Origin of the sequence: Anabaena subtropica FACHB-260, from assembly GCF_014697105.1 — a bacterium.
GTDB lineage: Bacteria > Cyanobacteriota > Cyanobacteriia > Cyanobacteriales > Nostocaceae > Trichormus > Trichormus subtropicus.
The window spans coordinates 1-19,940 of record NZ_JACJRF010000065.1 but is presented as its reverse complement, the minus strand read 5'-3'; the positions used below and the strand labels follow the sequence as shown (position 1 = coordinate 19,940).

Annotated in this window: 15 protein-coding genes; 10 read left to right on the top strand and 5 right to left on the bottom strand. The window is 41.3% G+C overall.

Features of this window, described 5'->3' with window-relative positions:
* Nucleotides 1-184 precede the first annotated feature (184 nt).
* From H6G18_RS23065 to H6G18_RS23050, 4 genes are all read left to right on the top strand, one after another.
* A complete protein-coding gene (locus H6G18_RS23065) occupies nucleotides 185-742 on the top strand; it encodes a hypothetical protein (protein ID WP_190409427.1) in 558 nt (185 codons plus the stop codon).
* Between the two features lie 229 nt (nucleotides 743-971).
* Nucleotides 972-2,285, top strand: coding sequence for an FADH(2)-oxidizing methylenetetrahydrofolate--tRNA-(uracil(54)-C(5))-methyltransferase TrmFO (trmFO, locus tag H6G18_RS23060; protein ID WP_190409426.1), 1,314 nt, complete (start codon nucleotides 972-974; stop codon nucleotides 2,283-2,285).
* A gap of 30 nt (nucleotides 2,286-2,315) precedes the next feature.
* Nucleotides 2,316-3,572, top strand: coding sequence for an ABC transporter substrate-binding protein (locus H6G18_RS23055; protein WP_190409425.1), 1,257 nt, complete (start codon nucleotides 2,316-2,318; stop codon nucleotides 3,570-3,572).
* Between the two features lie 382 nt (nucleotides 3,573-3,954).
* The gene (locus tag H6G18_RS23050; protein ID WP_190409424.1) at nucleotides 3,955-6,954 is read left to right on the top strand and encodes a PAS domain S-box protein; all 3,000 of its coding nucleotides are present in this window, start codon (nucleotides 3,955-3,957) and stop codon (nucleotides 6,952-6,954) included.
* Between the two features lie 80 nt (nucleotides 6,955-7,034).
* Here H6G18_RS23050 and H6G18_RS23045 read toward each other — a convergent pair whose 3' ends face one another.
* On the bottom strand, nucleotides 7,035-7,475 hold the full coding sequence (locus tag H6G18_RS23045) for a TOBE domain-containing protein (protein ID WP_190409423.1): 441 nt from the start codon (nucleotides 7,473-7,475) through the stop codon (nucleotides 7,035-7,037).
* A gap of 456 nt (nucleotides 7,476-7,931) precedes the next feature.
* Between H6G18_RS23045 and H6G18_RS23040 the strand changes: the two genes are divergently transcribed.
* From H6G18_RS23040 to modB, 3 genes are all read left to right on the top strand, one after another.
* Complete coding sequence (locus tag H6G18_RS23040) at nucleotides 7,932-9,134, top strand: MFS transporter (RefSeq protein ID WP_190409422.1); 1,203 nt, start codon at nucleotides 7,932-7,934, stop codon at nucleotides 9,132-9,134.
* A 305-nt stretch (nucleotides 9,135-9,439) separates the two neighbouring features.
* On the top strand, nucleotides 9,440-10,252 hold the full coding sequence (gene modA / locus H6G18_RS23035; RefSeq protein ID WP_190409421.1) for a molybdate ABC transporter substrate-binding protein: 813 nt from the start codon (nucleotides 9,440-9,442) through the stop codon (nucleotides 10,250-10,252).
* A 48-nt stretch (nucleotides 10,253-10,300) separates the two neighbouring features.
* Nucleotides 10,301-12,187, top strand: a complete 1,887-nt coding sequence (modB, locus tag H6G18_RS23030; RefSeq protein ID WP_190409420.1) for a molybdate ABC transporter permease subunit — start codon at nucleotides 10,301-10,303, stop codon at nucleotides 12,185-12,187.
* 109 nt (nucleotides 12,188-12,296) lie between these two features.
* On the opposite strand, the gene H6G18_RS23025 is transcribed toward modB, so the two are convergent.
* From H6G18_RS23025 to nifJ, 3 genes are all read right to left on the bottom strand, one after another.
* Entirely contained in the window at nucleotides 12,297-13,361 is a 1,065-nt protein-coding gene (locus H6G18_RS23025) for an ATP-dependent 6-phosphofructokinase (protein ID WP_190409419.1), read from the bottom strand.
* A gap of 101 nt (nucleotides 13,362-13,462) precedes the next feature.
* Nucleotides 13,463-14,494 carry a dihydroorotate dehydrogenase-like protein gene (locus H6G18_RS23020; protein ID WP_190409418.1) on the bottom strand — a complete coding sequence of 344 codons (1,032 nt, stop codon included), beginning with the start codon at nucleotides 14,492-14,494 and terminating at the stop codon, nucleotides 13,463-13,465.
* A 27-nt stretch (nucleotides 14,495-14,521) separates the two neighbouring features.
* Entirely contained in the window at nucleotides 14,522-18,091 is a 3,570-nt protein-coding gene (gene nifJ, locus H6G18_RS23015) for a pyruvate:ferredoxin (flavodoxin) oxidoreductase (RefSeq protein ID WP_190409417.1), read from the bottom strand.
* Between the two features lie 325 nt (nucleotides 18,092-18,416).
* Between nifJ and H6G18_RS23010 the strand changes: the two genes are divergently transcribed.
* From H6G18_RS23010 to H6G18_RS23000, 3 genes are all read left to right on the top strand, one after another.
* The gene (locus H6G18_RS23010) at nucleotides 18,417-18,608 is read left to right on the top strand and encodes a hypothetical protein (protein WP_190409416.1); all 192 of its coding nucleotides are present in this window, start codon (nucleotides 18,417-18,419) and stop codon (nucleotides 18,606-18,608) included.
* Between the two features lie 47 nt (nucleotides 18,609-18,655).
* Entirely contained in the window at nucleotides 18,656-18,814 is a 159-nt protein-coding gene (locus H6G18_RS23005; protein ID WP_190409415.1) for a hypothetical protein, read from the top strand.
* Between the two features lie 85 nt (nucleotides 18,815-18,899).
* Nucleotides 18,900-19,286 (top strand): beta-lactamase hydrolase domain-containing protein, encoded by a 387-nt coding sequence (locus tag H6G18_RS23000; RefSeq protein ID WP_190409414.1) that lies wholly within the window; start codon nucleotides 18,900-18,902, stop codon nucleotides 19,284-19,286.
* Between the two features lie 207 nt (nucleotides 19,287-19,493).
* Here the strand turns inward: H6G18_RS23000 and H6G18_RS25315 are convergent, their stop codons facing one another.
* Nucleotides 19,494-19,847, bottom strand: coding sequence for a SprT-like domain-containing protein (locus tag H6G18_RS25315; protein ID WP_390825728.1), 354 nt, complete (start codon nucleotides 19,845-19,847; stop codon nucleotides 19,494-19,496).
* Nucleotides 19,848-19,940: the final 93 nt, after the last annotated feature.

Below are 19,940 nucleotides of genomic sequence, written 5' to 3'. Positions count from 1 at the left end.
GTTATGTTCATTGGTTTGAGGAGATAATGTTATGTTGACTATTTTAGGACTTTTGGAGTTAGTCTAACTAAGAATGTAAAGTTTTGTATCAGCTTTCAACATTTCTGATATTATTCATTCTTCAGATTTAATCGCTTACCCTATAAGCTCTAGCTTAAAATTAAAGCATGGCTGTAATTTATCGGTGAAAGATAAATTTATATCTACCAATGCCAACGATTTAGAAAGAACTGTGCGCGCAGTTGCTGAATTTACTGCTATGGAAGCAGCTAGTAAACTCAACCCAGGTGTCAATCAGGCTTTTTCTCTAGCAGCGATCGCCGCAGGTGCAGCAGATGCTCATATTAACTATTGGACTTGTCCTCAAACAGTAAAAATTATTGTCGATAATCTTTTAGAGGATGAAAAAATCATAGATAAAGTGATTGAGCGGTTAACAAAAGTGCCGGGTATGACTATTACTTTGTTAAAAGAGAGAAAATCTGCACAGGAAATAAATCCTCTAGAGCAAAATAGCTGGGATCAGTTATTCGGTAATGTTGATAAGTTGAGAGAGAATTTTCCATTTTCAGATGGTAGCGGTAGATTAAGAATGCGCGATAATCTAGCTCATGTTCCCCGCGTGTCTGTTTATAATATTGATGGTAATTGTCAATTTAGAGGTTATGTTGGTTTAATTCATGCCCATGAATTGAGGCAAGAGGTAGAAGCTATAAAACAGAAATATATGAAAAAGTTTTAGAGATTGTTTGTAAAGTTTAAATTAATACTAGCCCTGGCGAATTATATTCGCCCAATAGTTGATTTGATGATTGAAGGAAAAACTATTGGTAGGGCGCTGCATTGCACGGCAAAGAGATGATATGGTGCTGCACTGCCCACCCTACGGTATTTTGGGAAATAATCATTTATGATTGTGGATATATGAACAGTCCGAGCAAGTGTATTTAATTAAGTATTAAAAATTAGCTATGACTCAACAACCGATACAAGTAATTGGAGGTGGACTAGCTGGGACAGAAGCAGCATGGCAAATCGCCCAGGCGGGATTGCCAGTAATTTTGCATGAAATGCGTCCCAAACGCTTCAGCCCTGCCCATCATACAGAACATTTAGCGGAGTTAGTGTGTAGTAACTCCTTTGGGGCAATGGCCAGCGATCGCGCGACGGGATTACTACATGAAGAATTACGCCAACTGGGTTCTGTTGTAATTTCCAAAGCCGATGAACACGCCGTACCCGCAGGCGGCGCACTAGCAGTAGATCGGGGTCAATTTGGTCAAGATTTAACCCAAACTCTGGCAAACCATCCCTTAGTAGAATTTCGCCGTGGTGAAGTCCCAGCCATTCCCGATGGAATTGTAGTTTTAGCAACTGGCCCCTTGACTAGTCCCGATTTGGCGGCAGATTTGCATCGCTTCACCGGGATGGAATACATGAGCTTTTTTGATGCGGCTAGTCCCATCGTTGTAGGAGATTCCATTAACCGGGATATCGCTTTTATGGCTTCGCGCTATGACAAAGGTGAAGCCGCCTATCTCAACTGTCCAATGAACAAGGAACAGTATTTACATTTTTGGGAAGAACTCCGCCAGGCTGAACAAACAGAACTCAAAGATTTTGACCGAGAAACAGCCAAATTTTTTGAAGCCTGTCTCCCCATCGAAGAACAAGCACAACGGGGAGAAGATACCATGCGCTACGGCCCCCTGAAACCAGTGGGTTTGTCTGATAGCCGGACTGGAGAACGTCCTTATGCGGTGGTGCAGTTGCGACAAGAAGACAAAGCCGGTCAGTTGTGGAATATGGTGGGATTTCAAACTAATCTGCGTTGGGGTGAACAAAAGCGCGTATTTCAGTTAATTCCGGGGTTAGAAAAGGCGGAATTTGTCCGGTTGGGAGTGATGCACCGCAATACATTTATTAATGCGCCCCAATTAATGCTACCTACCCTACAATTTAAGCAGCGTCCCACCTTATTAGCGGCTGGACAGTTGATTGGTACGGAAGGCTACACAGCAGCCGCCGCCGGTGGTTGGTTAGCGGGAACCAACGCTGCAAGATTGGCTTTAGGTAAAGAACCTTTAGCTTTACCAGCAACCACAATGTTAGGCGCATTATTGGAATTTATCAGTTCTGCCTCGCCTAAACACTTCCAACCAATGCCCCCTAACTTTGGCATTTTGCCAGATTTGGGTGTGAAAATCAAAAGTAAACCAGAGCGTTATGGACGTTACCGCGATCGCTCTCTAGCAGATTTAGCAAGTTGGAAAGTTAATCAATAGTTACTCTCCCCTAGTTCCCATCTGGTTGTGATGAAAAAAAGTTGGTGGCAATTTCTGGGATTAGTGATGGCGATCGCGATCGCTATCATTGCTTACCATAGTTGGCAAATACAAAGTTCATCTCCAGCATCAACTCCTGTCACCATTAAACTTAGTGGGTGGGGGGGTTCTCCGGTGGAGCGAAAACTGTTGAAACAGGTTTTGCAAGACTTTGAAGCACAGCATCCAACTATTAAGGTCAAATATGAGGTAATTTCTGACCAATATATGGATGTGATCAAAACCCGCTTGATTGGAGAAGCAGCCCCTGATGTCTTCTATTTAGATGCGCTGGAGGCTCCTTTTTTGATGAGTCAGAATGTGCTGGAACCACTGGATCGTTACATTACTCCCGAATTTGACTTAGCCGATTTTGAACCAAATCTATTAAATAGCTTTAAATATCAGAATCATATCTACGGTTTTCCTAAAGACTATTCCACCTTGGCGCTGTTTTATAACAAAAAAGCCTTTGCTGCTGCTGATTTGAGCAGTCCGCCAACAACTTGGCAAGAATTACGCACCTACTCCCAAAAATTGACAGGTAAACTCAACAGGTATGGCTTTGGAGAAATGCCTGAATTAGCACGTCAGGCTTACAAAATTAGAGCTTTTGGGGGGGAAGTAGTCGATAAAAATGGTTATGCTACCTTTGCTAGTGCAGCTGGCTTACAGGGATTGCAATTAGTCATAGATCAGTATCAAAAAGATAAATCATCTGCCCAAAAATCTGATGTAGGAACAAACTCAGGTAGTGAAATGTTTGGTCAAGAGAAAGTAGCGATGGTAATTGAAGGTAATTGGGCAATTCCTTATTTAAAAGAAACTTTTCCTCAATTAGAATTTGCCACTGCACAATTACCAACTATTAATAACAAAAAAGGCACAATGGTATTTACCGTCGCCTATGTAATGAATAAACAATCACAGCACAAAACCGAAGCTTGGGAGTTAATTTCCTACCTCACAGGTAAAGCCGGAATGCAGAAATGGACAAGCACAGGTTTTGCTTTACCTACGCGTAAATCAGTATCCCAAAAGTTGGGATATGCACAAGATCCACTGCGATCGCCTTTAGTTGCTGGAGTTAATGATGCTACCCCGTGGCAAGTTGGTAAATACCCAGCCCCAATTGTGAACAATTTTGATAATCAGTTTGTTAGCGCTCTATTAGCACAACAACCATTACAGCAGGCAATGTTAAGGGCGCAGAATGAAGCAAACAAACAAATTCGAGCAATGGAGTAAGAAAGGCAGGGGGGCAGGGAGAAAAGAGAAATAATGACTATTGACCATAGATAAAAACAATTGCCACTATTTGAAATATAAATCTCTATTTATCTCAGCCTAATTGGCATAGTACAACCATTGAATAAGATAATCTTTTTAAAGTCATAGATCATCTATTAGTGATTTGCCAATAGAATAATTCTGAAGAGTATCTAAGTTAAATTAACATCCCATCCGGCTTAATCGTTGGGTGCATAATATGGCTGTTTTGTCTAGTAGTACTCAATAACAATTTCTTATTAGAAATTGCGATAAAGCTCAATTAACTTTCAGTCAAATCTCAAGATTCACAATTTGCTCACGATCAGTTTCACCAACTCGTTCTGCGGTCAATAAGATAATGAAGATTGACGAATTAACTATGCGATTCGATGAGCCGCCGATTCATCTACACAATTTAGACCATTTGATTGATCGTCATCCTTTGACGGTTAGTCCTGATACATATGTCACAGATGCTGTTAGCTTGATGAATCAGCAACAACCGAAGAGTTTGCCATCGACTAGCTTAAACTCATCGTGTACTTATGGCAATAGGGATTTAAAAGAAACTAGCTATGTTTTAGTGATTGAAGCAGGTCATCTCTTGGGAATTTTCACAGAGCGAGACTTAGTAAGGCTGACTGCGTCAAGATTTGATTTATCGGATGTGAAAATAGTTGACGTGATGACATATCCAATCATCACTATGAAAATGTCAGATTTTCAAGATATTTTCACAGTTTTATCGCTATTGCATCAGCATCAGATTCGTCATCTGCCAATTTTGAACGATAGGGAGCAATTGAGCGGTATTGTGACTGTAAATAGCTTGTTGCAAGGTTTGAATCAGGTAAAAACTGTTAGCAGTATTCAAGCCTTACAAAAATCACAGCAGATAAAATTTTGTGATCAAGGCTATAAGCAGGCATATCGCATTTTACGACCAGATGGCTCGACGCGCTGGATTGGGGATAGAAGGTTTGCCATGCAGGATCCACAAGGCAAAGTTTTCTTATATGGTGGCACTGAACGCAAACAGGCAGAAGAATCACTACGGCAGAGTGAGACAAGATTGAATTTAGCTTTGGAATCTGCCAACATGGGTATCTGGGACTGGAATCTCTTGACCAATGAAACTTTGTGGTCTGGCAACATGGGATCACTGTATGGTCTGCCAAGCACAACTTTATGTCCAAGTCCTAAAGACTTTCTACAATTAATCCATCCTCAAGACCGAGAGGGTTTCACTCAATCTGTCACTAACAGTATTGAACAAGGAGTCCCATTTACCATTGAATATCGGACTATCTGGCCTGATGGCAGCATCCATTGGCTCAGTGGCAGAGGCAAAGTTTACTACAACGAAACTGGTCAGGCCATCAGAATGATTGGTACAACCAGAGATATTAGCGATCGCAAACAAGCAGAAATAGCCCTCAAAGAAAGTGAAGAACTCTATCGCTCCGTGGTGACAACCATGAGTGAGGGGATTGTTTTACATGGTGCTGATGGCAAGATTATTACTTGTAATCACAGCGCTGAGAAAATTTTAGGGTTAAGCCGAGAGCAAATGATGGAACGCACTTGTGTTGGCGAGCATTGGCGTACCATTCATCAAGACGGTTCTCCTTTCCCTCGTGAACAGCATCCAGCAATGGTAACTTTACGAACAAATCAATCATGCTCTAACGTCATTATGGGGGTTCACAAGCCAGATGGAGAATTAGCCTGGATTTCCATTAATTCTCAGCCTCTGTGTCGGGAAAATGAAACCATCCCCTATGCAGTAGTTACTTCCTTTGCCGATATCAGTGAACAGCAAGCCGCGCTGCGCGATCGCCAACAAGCAGAACAAAAAATTAGTGAGCAAGCGGCTTTACTGGAAGTGGCTACCGATGCGATTTTTGTCAGAGATTTACAAAGCGAAATCTTATTCTGGAATCAAGGGGCAGAATATCTGTATGGTTGGTCAAAACAAGAAGCTATTGGCAGCAATGTCCAAGAGTTACTATATCCAGAAACTTCATTGCACCTCGATGAAGAAGCTCTCAACATTGTGATTGAGGTAGGATTGTGGCAAGGTGAGTTGCGAAAATTTGCTAAATCCGGCAAAGAAATTATCGTTGAAAGCCGTTGGACACTAATGCGTGATGCAGCAGGGCAACCGAAATCAATTTTAATTGTTGACACCGATATTACCCAGAAAAAACAACTAGAAGAACAGTTTTTTCGCGCTCAACGATTAGAAAGCCTCGGTACACTTGCAGGTGGAATTGCTCACGACCTGAATAATATTTTGACACCAATCTTGGCAGCATCTCAACTCTTGAAAATCAAAATTAACCAAGATTCGGAGCGATCGCAACACCTATTAGAGATTGTAGAAAGTAACGCCAGACGGGGAGCAGGGTTAGTCAAACAGGTGCTATCCTTTGCACGGGGTTTTAAAGGAGAACGGACAATAGTCCAACTCAAGCACTTAATTACCGATATTATCCTGATTGGTAAACAGACATTTCCCAAATCAATTGAATTTCTTACTAGCTTTCCAGAAGAACTGTGGGCTGTATCTGGAGATGTCACCCAATTGCATCAAGTGCTGATGAATCTCGTCGTTAATGCCCGTGATGCTATGCCTGATGGTGGCAGTATCAACATCACAGCAAAAAATATATTTATTGACGAAACCTATGCCAGCATGATTTTAGAAGCTTCTGTTGGTAATTACATTCAATTGACCATCACTGATACTGGTACGGGCATACCCCCAGAAATTTTAAACAAGATTTTCGAGCCATTCTTCACTACAAAAGCGGTGGGATCTGGTACAGGATTGGGGCTTTCAACAGCGCTAGGCATCATCAAAGGTCATGGTGGTTTTATCAAGGTCTCCAGCCAAGTTGGTCAAGGTAGTAAATTTAAGCTGTTCTTGCCAGCAATCCAAGCAACGCCAGATTTAATCCAAGACGAGATGGAAACATCACTAGGTAATGGAGAATTGATTTTAGTTGTTGATGATGAAGCTCCAATTTGCGAAATTGCCAAGATGATTCTCGAAAATCATAACTACAGCGCCCTGACAGCCTGTAATGGCATCGAAGCGATCGCTCTCTATGCCCAACACAAGCATCGTATTAGCGCTGTTTTCATGGATATGATGATGCCAGAAATGGATGGTGTCACCGCCATTCGCACCTTAAAAAGAATGAACCCCAAGGTACAAATTATTGCCAGCAGTGGCATCAATTCTACAGAAACCTTGTCACAAGCAGATGTGATTGGTGTGCGGCAAATTTTACCAAAACCCTTCACTGCGAAAGAATTATTAAATAGCTTACATCATGTACTGAAAGCTTGAAATTAGAAGAATTGAGGGTGTTGCATATTTGCGGGTGTGGAAAAGCGCAATTGAGATTTTTGTAAAAATTACCTTTTCCTTCAATCCTTCGCAATAGCAATATCATTGGACTTAATTACTGCATAAGCTTCCGTACCCTCGATTATTTCTAACTCATCTGCTGCGTTTGTCGTAATAATTGAAGTTAACTCAACTTCATGCACAACTCTCAATGTTACTTGAGTGCTAACTTCTCCTCTGACAACTTGTTTCACGATACCTTTAAGAATATTGCGAGAACTGACTTTAAGAGGTCGTTTAGGCACAATAGTTGCTACTTCCAAATCATCAGTCTTTTTCTTTTCTTTAGACTTGGTTGGTATTGGTGGTGCAGATGATGAAGTGTATCCATCTAGACCACGTACCAATTCTCGGAGAATTTCGGTCTTTGTGCGTTGAGAGTGTTGACAAAACTCTTCTAAAATTTTGCGCTCTTCTTCAGATGTTTGAAATGTAACCCATCCTTGTTCTTTTCTTGGCATAAGATTACCAATAAAATTGGTTATTTTGAATAATTTTTGTAAAATCCCATCAAGCTTTGATTTTACGCAAAAAGTTTACCTAGTTTGCTCTTTGTAAGAAAAGAAAATGATTTTTCAGCATCATTGTCATAGTAGTTACTAGTTTGACACTGGTAATCATCTGGCTATTGATCACTTTAGGGATTTCCATAAAATAAATTATCCAATTTACTCAGATAATATTTTGTTGTCTTCCCCCTGCTCCCTGCCTAGTCCCTTATCCCCTGTACTAGCATAATAAATTCCTGTGTGCGGCAACCACTATCAAAGATGTGATAGCAGAAATCTCCAACTTTAACAATATATTAATAATTCAAGTACTCTACACTTACTCCAATATTTTCTTACACACACAGCCAGCTTTTGTTTTAGATCCCATGCTTCAATGTGGGGATGTCTAATTATTAATTATGGAGTATGCCACAGAAGTCGGCTGCGTTGAGGTTTGTGATTTTACTAGGTTTTGTCAGCTTGTGTGCTGATGCTACTTATGAAGGAGCGCGTAGTATTACAGGAGCTTATTTACAGGTTTTAGGCGCTAGTGGCACTGTGGTAGGTTTAGTAGCTGGTTTTGGAGAATTGATTGGCTATGGTTTGCGCTTAGTTATTGGTTATCTCAGCGACCAGACTGGCAAATATTGGGGAATCACAACTCTCGGCTACATTTTGAACACAGCCGTTGTGCCGTTATTGGCTTTAACTGGCAGATGGGAAGCTGCGGCTGGTCTGATGATGGCGGAACGCACAGGTAAAGCAATTCGTACTCCCCCAAGAGATGCACTACTATCCCACGGTGCTAGTCAAATCGGTCGAGGTTTTGGCTTCGGTCTGCACGAAGCAATGGATCAAACTGGTGCAGTCATGGGGCCTTTGGCGATCGCCGCCATGATTTATTTCCAGGGAGAATATCGCCATGCCTTCACAATCTTGATAGTGCCTGCGGTTTTGGGATTGATTGTGTTGTTGGTTTTACAATTTATTTATCCCAATCCCAGCGATTTTGAAGCAGAAATTGAGGGTGATCAATCAGATAAATTACCGCGAATATTCTGGATTTATCTGGGTGCTGTCGCAATTATTGCTGCTGGTTATGCCGATTTTCCCTTGATTGCCTTTCATTTCCAAAAGGGAGGCGTTGCTTCTGGACAGACAATTCCTTTGTTTTATGCTTTGGCTATGGGTGTAGATGCGATCGCTGCTTTGATATTTGGATATTTCTTTGACCGCATTGGTATTTACACCTTGGTAGTGGCTGCTTTTATTTCGTCCTTATTTGCACCACTAGTATTTTTAGGTGATAGCCGCTTGGCTTTACTAGGTATGGCTTTTTGGGGTATCGGAATGGGAGCGCAAGAATCAGTCCTCAAAGCGGCGATCGCCAACATGGTTCCTAAGGGTAAACGCGCTACTGCTTACGGAATCTTTAGTACAGGCTATGGTCTATCTTGGTTTCTCGGTAGCGCCTTGATGGGTGTTTTGTATGATCATTCCTTGACTATGCTGATTGTCTTTTCTTCGGCTACTCAATTACTAGCAATTCCCTTTTTTGTCTGGGTAAGATTGCAAGCCAATCATTCCAGCCACTTACCTGAGATAATTACCCCCCAGGAAACGCCTTAAAAGTTTGGTAAAAATTTTGTAGATAAGCAGGTATCGCCTATCTACAATGAGTTTTTATATGTATAATTTTTTTACCAACTTAATTGGTGACAATGAATGTAAGAATGAGGTTGCTTTTTGTCAGGATTTTATCACCTAAAAATAACATTAATTACCCACTATTCATACTAAAAGAAGCAATATAAGGATAGCGATCGCTATTTAACATCTGGAATTTATCCAAAGCAATTTACCAATTTTATACTAAAAAAGTTGGTATATTACCGCAATAAGTTGGTATTCTATGGAAAATTAGAGATCGCCCGATGAAAAGGAAACATTTTTTCAGCCTGACAGCCTGGATATTGGTTTCATTTTTAGCAGTAGTAGGCTGTAACCAGGTCGCAACAAATATTCCTAACGCAACTCTAACCTCACAGGCTCAAGCAACAGAACTGACAATATCAGTAGCGGCTAGTATGCAGGATGCCATGAAAGCGATCGCACCTGTATACAAAGAAAAATATCCAAACACTAAAATTACTTATAACTTTGGTAGTTCTGGCTCTCTACAACAACAAATTGAACAAGGCGCGCCTGTTGATGTCTTCATTTCGGCAGCACAGAGACAAATAGAGGCTTTAGATAAAAAAAATCTTCTACTTCCAGGTACTCGCAAAAACTTATTAGGAAATGAAGTTGTTTTAATTGCTTCTCAAAAAACTACTGGTATTGCCAACTTTCAAGATTTAAGCAGTAATCAAGTCCAACGATTTTCTATTGGCGACCCCGAAAGTGTTCCCGCAGGACAGTACGCTCAGGAAGTTTTGACATCATTGAAATTATATGATGCCGTCAAACCAAAAATTGTCTTTGCCAAAGATGTACGTCAGGTTTTGTCTTACGTAGAGACTGGTAACGTGAATGCAGGTATTGTCTATGCTACAGATGCTCAAAGTTCAAACCAAATCAAGATAGTTGCTACTGCACCAAAAGGCAGTCATAAACCAATCATCTATCCCATAGCAGTCATACAACGCAGTCAAAATCAAGCAGCAGCAAAGGAATTTGTCGATTTTATTTCTAGTGACACGGCAAAACCAGTATTTGAGAAATACGGATTTACTCGCCTCAACTAATACGTATTACGATTCCTTGTTCCTCAGCAATTACCAGCATTTAGTTAAATGGAAGCTGATTTATCTCCCTTGTGGATTTCTCTCAAAACCTCTTTTGTTGCTACAATTTTTGCCTTTTTTTCGGGAATCATCGTTGCTTGGTGGATGCTGAATTATCAAGGTAAAGGTAAAGGTTTCATTGATGGTATTTTCACTTTACCTCTGGTTTTACCACCAACAGTAGTAGGTTTCTTGTTGCTGCTTTTGTTTGGTGTTAACAGTCCAGTTGGTCAACTTTTGATGGGACTAGGAGTTAGTCTGATTTTCTCTTGGCCTGCAACGGTAATTGCGTCTACTGTTGTGGCCTTTCCTTTGATGTATAAGACAGTGCTGGGAGCTTTTGAGCAAGTTGAAACTGACTTTATCAACAGCGCCCGCACTTTGGGATCTCCCGAATGGCGGATATTTTGGCAAATTATTCTGCCATTAGCTTGGCCTGGTGTGGTTGGTGGTACGATCCTCTCTTTTGCTAGAGCTTTAGGTGAATTTGGGGCTACATTAATGCTGGCGGGTAGTATTCCCGGTAAAACGCAAACCATACCCATCGCCATCTTTTTTGCGGCGGAAGCGGGGAATATGCGTAAAGCCTTAATTTGGGTATTGGTGATGGTGGCGATTTCTTTGGGTGTAATTGCGGCGATTAACTCTTGGTCTACGGCTCAACGTCCTGCAAAATCTTTGAAGAGAAAGACTAACACTTTTACCAAAAAAATCTTGAATTTTCTGATTTTTGGTCAGTTTCAAGATAAAGCAATCTGGGGAAATAATTTTTCGTATCAAAGATTATCATCAGAAAATAGTGAATATTCAGGTTTTCCCAGGTCAGAACCAGAACTTATAGTCAAATTACACAAAAATTTACCCGATTTCGCCCTAGATGTTGACTTTATCGCCGATAAAAATCCTTTAGGTTTGTTAGGCGCTTCTGGTTCTGGTAAGAGCATGACTTTACGTTGTATTGCGGGGTTGGAAACTCCCACTCAAGGTAAAATCATTTTGAATGGGCGAGTCTTATTTGATAGCGAACGGGGAATAAATATTCCTAGTCGTCAGCGTCGCATTGGTTTCGTATTTCAAAATTATGCTTTGTTTCCTCACCTGACAGTAGCCCAAAATATCGGCTTTGGTTTGCAAAATTTACCGAAAACAGAACGCCCCAGGCGTGTAGCAAAATACCTGGAGATGGTGCAGTTGTCAGGATTGGGAGACCGTTACCCGCATCAACTTTCTGGAGGACAACAACAGCGAGTAGCCTTGGCTAGAGCCTTAGTCAATGAGCCTGAAGCCTTACTTCTAGATGAACCCCTCTCAGCCTTAGATAGTTATTTACGGGATCAGATTGAGAAGTTGCTGATTAAGGTAATTTCCAAGTACGAGGGAATAAATTTGTTTATTACCCATAAATTAGAAGAAGCTTACCGAGTTTGTGGCAATCTTTTAGTCTTGTCTCAAGGACAAGCGATCGCCTATGGGTCGAAGGAAGATATATTTGAGAGACCACCAACATATATAGTGGCTCAAGTCACGGAGTGTAAAAACTTTTCCCCTGCTAGGTTTATTGACTCACAAACAATAGAAGCATCAGACTGGGGATGTACCCTGAATGTGATTGAATCCATCCCCGAACCCTTAACTTTTGTCGGGATTCGCGCCCATCAAATCAGCTTCTCAAATCAGCCCCATGAGGATAATACTTTTCCCTGCTGGCTAGTGGAAACAAGCGCAACACAGCACAGAACAACTGTTTATATCAAGTTACATGAACCACCCACTAGTTCTGATGATTATCATCTACAGGTAGAACTTTATAAGGAAAAATGGGTTCAACTAAAAGACAGGCCTTTTCCTTGGTATGTTCGATTAAAGCCAGTGCATCTAATGATGATGCGGGAGTGAAGGAGCAGGGGAAGCAGAGGGGCAGAGAGTATTTACTCATTACTCATCACTCATTACTCATCACTCATTACTCATTACTCATCACTCATTACTCATCACTCATTACTCATTACTCATTACTCTTCTCCCCTAAGTAAATACCCAAAGAACGGGCGCTTTGTACCAAATAACCTTGAGGATTTACGTGTAAGGGGCTTTGAGCGACAACATCCGCAATGGGTACTGGGACAACTCCGCCATTTTGCCAAGCTACCATTTGCCCAAATTGACCTTGAGCGATTAAATCAACGGCTGTTTTCCCAAAGACTGTGGCTGTGAGACGGTCTAAGGCTGATGGAATACCACCACGCTGAATGTGTCCCAATACGGAAACTCTGGTATCAATGCAATTACTACTGCATCGCGCGATTTGATCAGCAATGTATTGACCACGTCCGCATTTGGTATTTGTGTTGTTCTCCGTATATTCCACACACAACTTTGCACCTTCCGCAACCACCACGATCGCAAATTTGCGCCGCCAGCGATCGCGCAATTCTGCTAAATGTTGACATAAACCGCTAATTGTGTATGAGATTTCAGGAATTAAAATCACATCTGCACCACCGGCAATTCCGGCGTGTAGGGCTAAATGTCCGGCGCTGCGTCCCATGACTTCGACAATCATCACGCGATCGTGACTTGCAGCTGTAAAAGTCAAGCGATTGAGGGCATCAACAATGGTATTGACAGATGTATCAAAACCTACCGCCCATTCTGTGAAGGCGACATCATTATCTATGGTTTTGGGGATAGCTACTAAATTCCAATTACCCCGCTTGGCTAGTTCATGGAGAATAGCCAGACTACCATCGCCACCAATGACAATCAAAGCATCTAAAGCCAAAGCCTGATAACTGGCAAGCATTTCATCAACATGGGCTAAGGTATCACCCTTATTAATCGTGCCTAAAATCGTCCCACCCATATTTAACAGTGGATCAATACCCCGCAAATCCCAGCCGTGCATATTAAGAGCGATCGCCTGACGCTCAAGTAAGCCCTGGGTGGCATAAGGAATACCAAATACATCCCAATCATAAGTAAGTTTTGCATGGCTCACAACCGCGCGAATTACACAGTTAAGCCCCGGACAGTCGCCGCCACTGGTGAGGATACCTATTTTTTTACGCATATTAGTTTAGGGAGTAGGGAGTGGAGAGTGGGAGTAGGGAGTAGGGAAGCAAGGGAGAGAAAATTCCCCTTTTCCCCCTGCCCCCCGTCCCAATTCCTCATCTACCCGTGATAATGAGAAGGCTGGTAAATTCGCCCCCATTCTGGTTGATAGGTTTGCAGCGCCCACATATATTGAGCGCGTTCAAAAGCACTGGGGTTAGGGCAATTCTTCTGGCTCATGCTTCCTTGGAGTTGCTGCACTGATTCATATTCATGTTTTTCCATCCATTGGCGCATTTCCTCTTCGATACATCGGATATGATCTATGCCATGTCGCAGCAACACAGAACACAACATAGTTATATTTGCTCCAGCCATGAGCATTTTTAAGACATCATGCCCGTTGTGAATCCCACTGGTAGCAGCGAGGTGAGCATTAACCTGACCGTAGAGAATGGCAATCCAACGCAGAGGTAAACGCATTGCCTGAGGTGTGCTTAAAAGTACATTAGGCTGTACCTCTAGAGTTTCTAAATTAATATCTGGCTGGTAAAAACGGTTAAATAGCACCAAAGCATCAGCCCCAGCGTTATCTAAACGTTTTGCCATGTTTGCCATGTTGGTAAAATAGGGACTTAGCTTAATTGCTACCGGAATCTGCACTGATGCTTTGACGACCTTGAGCATATTGATATAACTCTGCTCTATCTGTTCGCTAGTTAAATCAGCATCAGTATGAACAGAGTAAATATTTAACTCTAAGGCTGCTGCACCTGCTTGCTCAATCATTCTGGCGTAATCAGTCCAGCCATCTAACGAAGAACCGTTGAGGCTGGCAATGATAGGGATTTTTACTTTTTCCTTGCTTTTTTGAATCAGGTTGAGGTATTCTTCAGGGCCGATGCGGAAGTTCTGGTGTTGTGGGAAATAGGTTAAGGATTCGGGAAAACTTTCAGTCCCATAAGTCAAGTGATGATGTAATTCGTAACTTTCCATGCTCAACTGTTCTTCAAACAGCGAAGGTAAAACCACTGCGGCTGCACCTGCGTCTTCCATCCACAGAATATTGTCAATTTCTCCAGATAGGGGAGATGCTGACGGAACAAGAGGCGATCGCAATGATAATCCCAGATAATTGGTAGTTAAATCCATAATTTTAAATTTTTAATTGATTTATCCCTATTTACTCTCCCTTGCAGCCAAATATTGATACATCTGCCACCGCAGATTCACATCGGCTTGGGCTTCTTTGAGTAATTGTTTTGCTACATCTGGGTTAGTTTTGGTCAACATCTTGAAGCGGTTTTCCAAATACATGGATTCTTCCAGAGGTAGTTTCGGTGTGCGGGAGTCAAGTTGCAGGGGATTTTTACCTTGCTTAATTAAATCTGGATGATACCGATATAACAACCATCTCCCAGAATCAACGGCAGCTTTTTGATTTTGCATTGCTGTACTTATGTTGATACCGTGAGCAATACAATGGCTGTAAGCAATAATCAAGGAAGGGCCAGAATAAGCCTCTGCTTCTAAAAACGCCTTGAGGGTATGTTCATCCCGTGCGCCCATTGCCACACTCGCAACATAAACATTACCGTAAGTCATTGCCATCAAACCCAAGTCTTTTTTCGCCGCAGGTTTACCACCAGCCGCAAATTTAGCTACAGCCCCCTTTGGTGTGGCTTTTGACATTTGTCCGCCAGTATTGGAATATACTTCTGTATCTAGGACGAGAATATTGACATTGCGTCCACTAGCTAAAACGTGATCTAATCCCCCATAGCCGATATCATAAGCCCAACCGTCACCGCCAATAATCCAGACGCTTTTTTTCACTAGATAATCAGCTAAAGATTGGAGATTTTGGATTTGAGATATGAGATTAGAGTCAACAGTCTGAATTTCATTTAACTTCTGGCGCAAAATAGCGATTCGTTCGCGTTGTTCGTAAATATCTGATTCATCTTGCTGTTGATTATTCAGAATATCATCAACTAATTCCCTACCTACTACAGTCGCCAGTTCTCGGAGTAGTTGAGATGCGATTTCTGTTTGCTTATCTATAGATAGGCGGAAACCCAAACCAAATTCGGCGTTATCTTCAAATAAACTATTAGACCAGGCCGGGCCGCGTCCTTCAGCATTCTTTGTCCAAGGAGTGGTGGGTAAATTACCGCCGTAGATAGAAGAACAACCAGTGGCGTTGGCAACAATCATGCGATCGCCAAACAACTGTGCTGCTAATTTAATATAAGGTGTCTCTCCACAACCAGCGCAAGCCCCGGAAAATTCAAATAAGGGTTCCTGCATCTGTTGTTGATTAATATGAGTTAGCTTTAATTCCTGTCTATTAGGGTTGGGAAGACTCAAGAAGAAATCCCAGTTTTCCCGTTCTGTTTGGCGTAACGGCAACTGTGGTTGCATATTAATTGCTTTTTTCCGTGGTTCTGCCTTATTCTTAGCTGGACAAACATCAACGCAGATACCACAACCTGTACAATCTTCTGCTGCTACTTGGATGGTAAATTTTAACCCATGCCAATCATGATCTTTAGCATTGGCACTCTTAAAGGTTGATGGTGCATTCTCTAGCTGTTCTGGTTCGTAAACCTTACTACGAATCACACTATGGGGACATACCATTACACACTTACCGCATTGAATGCACACATCTGTATCCCAAACCGGGATTTCTTGAGCAATGTTACGTTTTTCCCATTTTGCCGTTCCCGTGGGATATGTGCCATCGTTGGGTAATGCACTCACTGGTAATTCATCCCCAGCACGGGCGATCATTTTACCTAAGACATCGTGGACAAAAATAGGGGCATTTTCTGGGATTGGAGAATAAGGAATGGGGAGTGGGGAAGATGTTTCTTTAGCCTCTAGTTCATGCAAATTGTCCAAGGTAGTATCAACGGCTTTGATATTCATTTGTACAATCTGTTCGCCTTTTTTGCCGTAAGTCTTGCGGATGGATTGCTTAATTTGGGCGATCGCTTCTTCCTTTGGTAGTACATTAGATAAGGCGAAGAAACAAACCTGCATCACCGTGTTAATTCTGCCCATCATCCCCGCTTCACGAGCAACTTTGTCAGCATTAATCACATAAACTTTGATTTGCTTTTCTTGAATTTGCGCCTGGACAGTACTGGGTAGCCGTTCCCAAACCTCATCTTTGTCGTAAGGAGAATTTAACAACAAAGTACCCCCCACTACAATGTCTCTGAGGATGGGCAATTTTTCCAGAAACTCCCATTGATGACAACCAACAAAGTTAGCTTTGGTGATGAGATATGTAGAACGGATGGGTTGAGTCCCAAAACGCAGGTGAGAAACCGTCACCGAACCAGATTTTTTCGAGTCGTAAACGAAGTAACCTTGAGCGTAATTATTTGTTTCCTCACCAATAATCTTGATTGAGTTTTTATTTGCGCCTACAGTTCCATCAGCACCCAAGCCATAAAAGATGGCTCTCACTATATTGTCTGGTTCGATGTGGAAGTTGGGGTCATAATCTAAACTGGTGTGGCTGACATCATCATTAATCCCAATCGTAAAGTGATTCTTCGGCGTAGTTTGAGCTAAATTATCAAACACAGCCTTCACCATCCCTGGTGTAAATTCCTTGGAGGAAAGCCCGTAACGACCACCAACTATAGATTTTAGATTTTGGATTTGAGATTTGGGATTTGCTTCATGAATAGCTGTTACCACATCCACATACAAAGGCTCACCAGATGCGCCTGGTTCTTTGGTACGGTCTAAAACGGCGATGCTACGAGTAGTCGCAGGTAAAGCAACGATAAATCTCTGGCTATCAAATGGCCGATATAACCGCACTTTCACGACACCAACTTTTCCCCCAAGGGTATTGAGATAATCTACAGTTTCCTGCACAGTTTCACAACCAGAACCCATGAGGACGATAATTCTTTCCGCCGCCGGGTCGCCATAATATTCAAATAGTTGATACTGTCGCCCAGTCATTTGGGCAAACTCATCCATCACTTTTTGAGTGATATCTGGACAAGCCAGGTAATAAGGGTTAACAGTTTCCCTGGCTTGGAAATAAACATCAGGATTTTGGGCTGTACCGCGTAAAACTGGTTTATCTGGTGTTAAAGCACGTGACCTATGGGAAATAACCAATTGATTAGGGATAAATGTTTGTAAATCTGCTGGTGTTAATAGTTCGATTTTATTAATTTCGTGGGAAGTCCGAAAACCATCAAAAAAGTGTAGAAATGGTATGCGTGATTCTAAAGTGGTTCTTGTAGAAATGAGGGCAAAGTCATGTGTTTCTTGGACAGAAGCCGCGCACAACATAGCAAAACCAGTGCTACGAGTAGCCATCACATCACTGTGGTCGCCAAAAATTGATAAAGCTTGGGCAGCGAGCGATCGCGCCGCAATATGAAATACTGTAGGTGTCAGTTCACCAGCAATCTTGTACATATTGGGGATCATCAGCAATAATCCCTGGGATGCAGTAAATGTAGTTGTGAGTGAACCTGTTTGCAACGCCCCATGTACTGCACCTGCAACGCCCCCTTCACTCTGCATCTCTACCACTGTCGGGACAGTACCCCAAATATTTGCTTTACCTCCACTAGCCCAAGCATCCGCCCACTCAGCCATTGGGGAAGAGGGCGTAATTGGATAAATGGCGATAACTTCATTGATTTGATAGACGACTTGAGCAACAGCCTCATTGCCATCTATAGTTGCAAAAGTTCTGTTTTTCATCTTCTGGGCCTGTGAGAGTTGCTGAAATCATTGATCAAAGAGATGCAAACTGTAGCTTCTATCTTGAAGTTAAGCCCAAAACTTGAGGAACTTGTGAAGAGTGGCAATAGGTGGCGTATCGTTTTGAAGAAAATGCCCACCCGATGAAATGTGTTGCTCGGAATGTCAATTCCTCACAACTTCCTCAAATTTCTTTCATAAATTATCAATGTAGACAGACTAGCCGTAGTTAAACCAGCAATCACACAACCAAAATCTCTAGAAGATTTTGATGATTGATGGCGTTTACACAGATTTATTTACATATCTCACTAAAAATAAATTCATGAAACAGTTTTTAGTACTTTGGCAATTTTTTAATCAACCATTATTTGCACCTACAACAGTTTTCAATCCTGTCAAATTTTTACACAATTACCAAATTCGTCAAAGGTTAGAAAGATGCTGGATGTATGATTCAGTTCAACTATTAGAGCGATGCTGGCATCTGAAACCACTATTTTCTCAAACAGATTAATTCTTAAAAAATTCTTATTAGCACTAAGCTTACAAGGAGAAAAGATTATGTCTCACACCATCCAGTTACTCAAAGAACTTTGTCTGCAAGTTATGAACTACATCTCAGGTGCAGTCACGAGAATTTTCGGTATTAGAGATGATGACTATCCAGCCACAGGCGTTCAGCCTTTTGAGGGCGATCCTGCTAAAAAACAAGATTATTAAGCTTTTTACCAGCAACTAAATCTGTTGCTGGTAATCTTTAATTTTTCCATTTAACAGATGACTCACTATTAAACAGGCGATGACAATGAATACTGTCAGAAAAATTAATGATCAGTTAGCGATCGCCGGACAAATCATACCAGATCAGTTCTCGAAAATCAGTGAAGATGGTTATAAATCTGTGCTTAACTTGCGCTCTCCTGATGAAAAAGAACAGCTAGACAATGAGAAAGATAAGCTGGAGTTTTTAGGTTTGCACTATATCAATTTACCCGTCAAACTTGAAGAAATTAACCATAAAGGCACACTTCAGGTATTACAAACAATTGACAAACTGCCAAAACCTACTCTCATTCATTGTGATAACTCTATACGTTCATCAGTTATAGCATTTTTATATATTGCTACTAAACAAGGTATTAGTTTTGAAAAAGCTCTAGAATTAATCAAAAATCTAGGCTTATTATCATAAATAAATATTTTTTATAATAAAGTTAGACTTAAAATATAATTCAATTTCATTAGTGATTTGTGCTTGTATTTTTGTGGGGTTTTGTTCAATAGTATTGATACTATTTATCTAATTATTTAAATAGTTGGATTAATTTACGTTTACGTCCATAAGCTGCTTCTAGTTTTGGCTAATCTGAACAATTGTGAAATTTTTTATAACCCGTTTTTAATTACAACAAACAGATGTTAAATTTTTCAACCATTCCAATGCTTCGTTGTAAAATTTAAACTTGCTTTCATTGGTACGAAACTCTTGAGTATGAACCATTCTTCTTCCCTGAACCCATTTCGTGCCGTGGTACTTGTGCAACAATTCGTGATACAACACAAACTCTACTACAAACTCAGGTACTTTAGCATCATCAAGAGTCGAACTTATCACTACCCTATCTCTAGCTGACTCATAATGTCCTAATTTACGGTAAGTATTAATTCGACTCCAGGCTAGGCGTGGTTTGGCAAGACTGGCAGCGAAATATTCATCATTGACTTTATCAAATAACTTATACCAGTTTAATATGAAGGTGCATATAATAGAGGAAACAAACTCGATAAATTAAAATAACCATGAGCCGCACTTTTAAGATTGAAATCGCAGAGAGCGAAGAAGAAC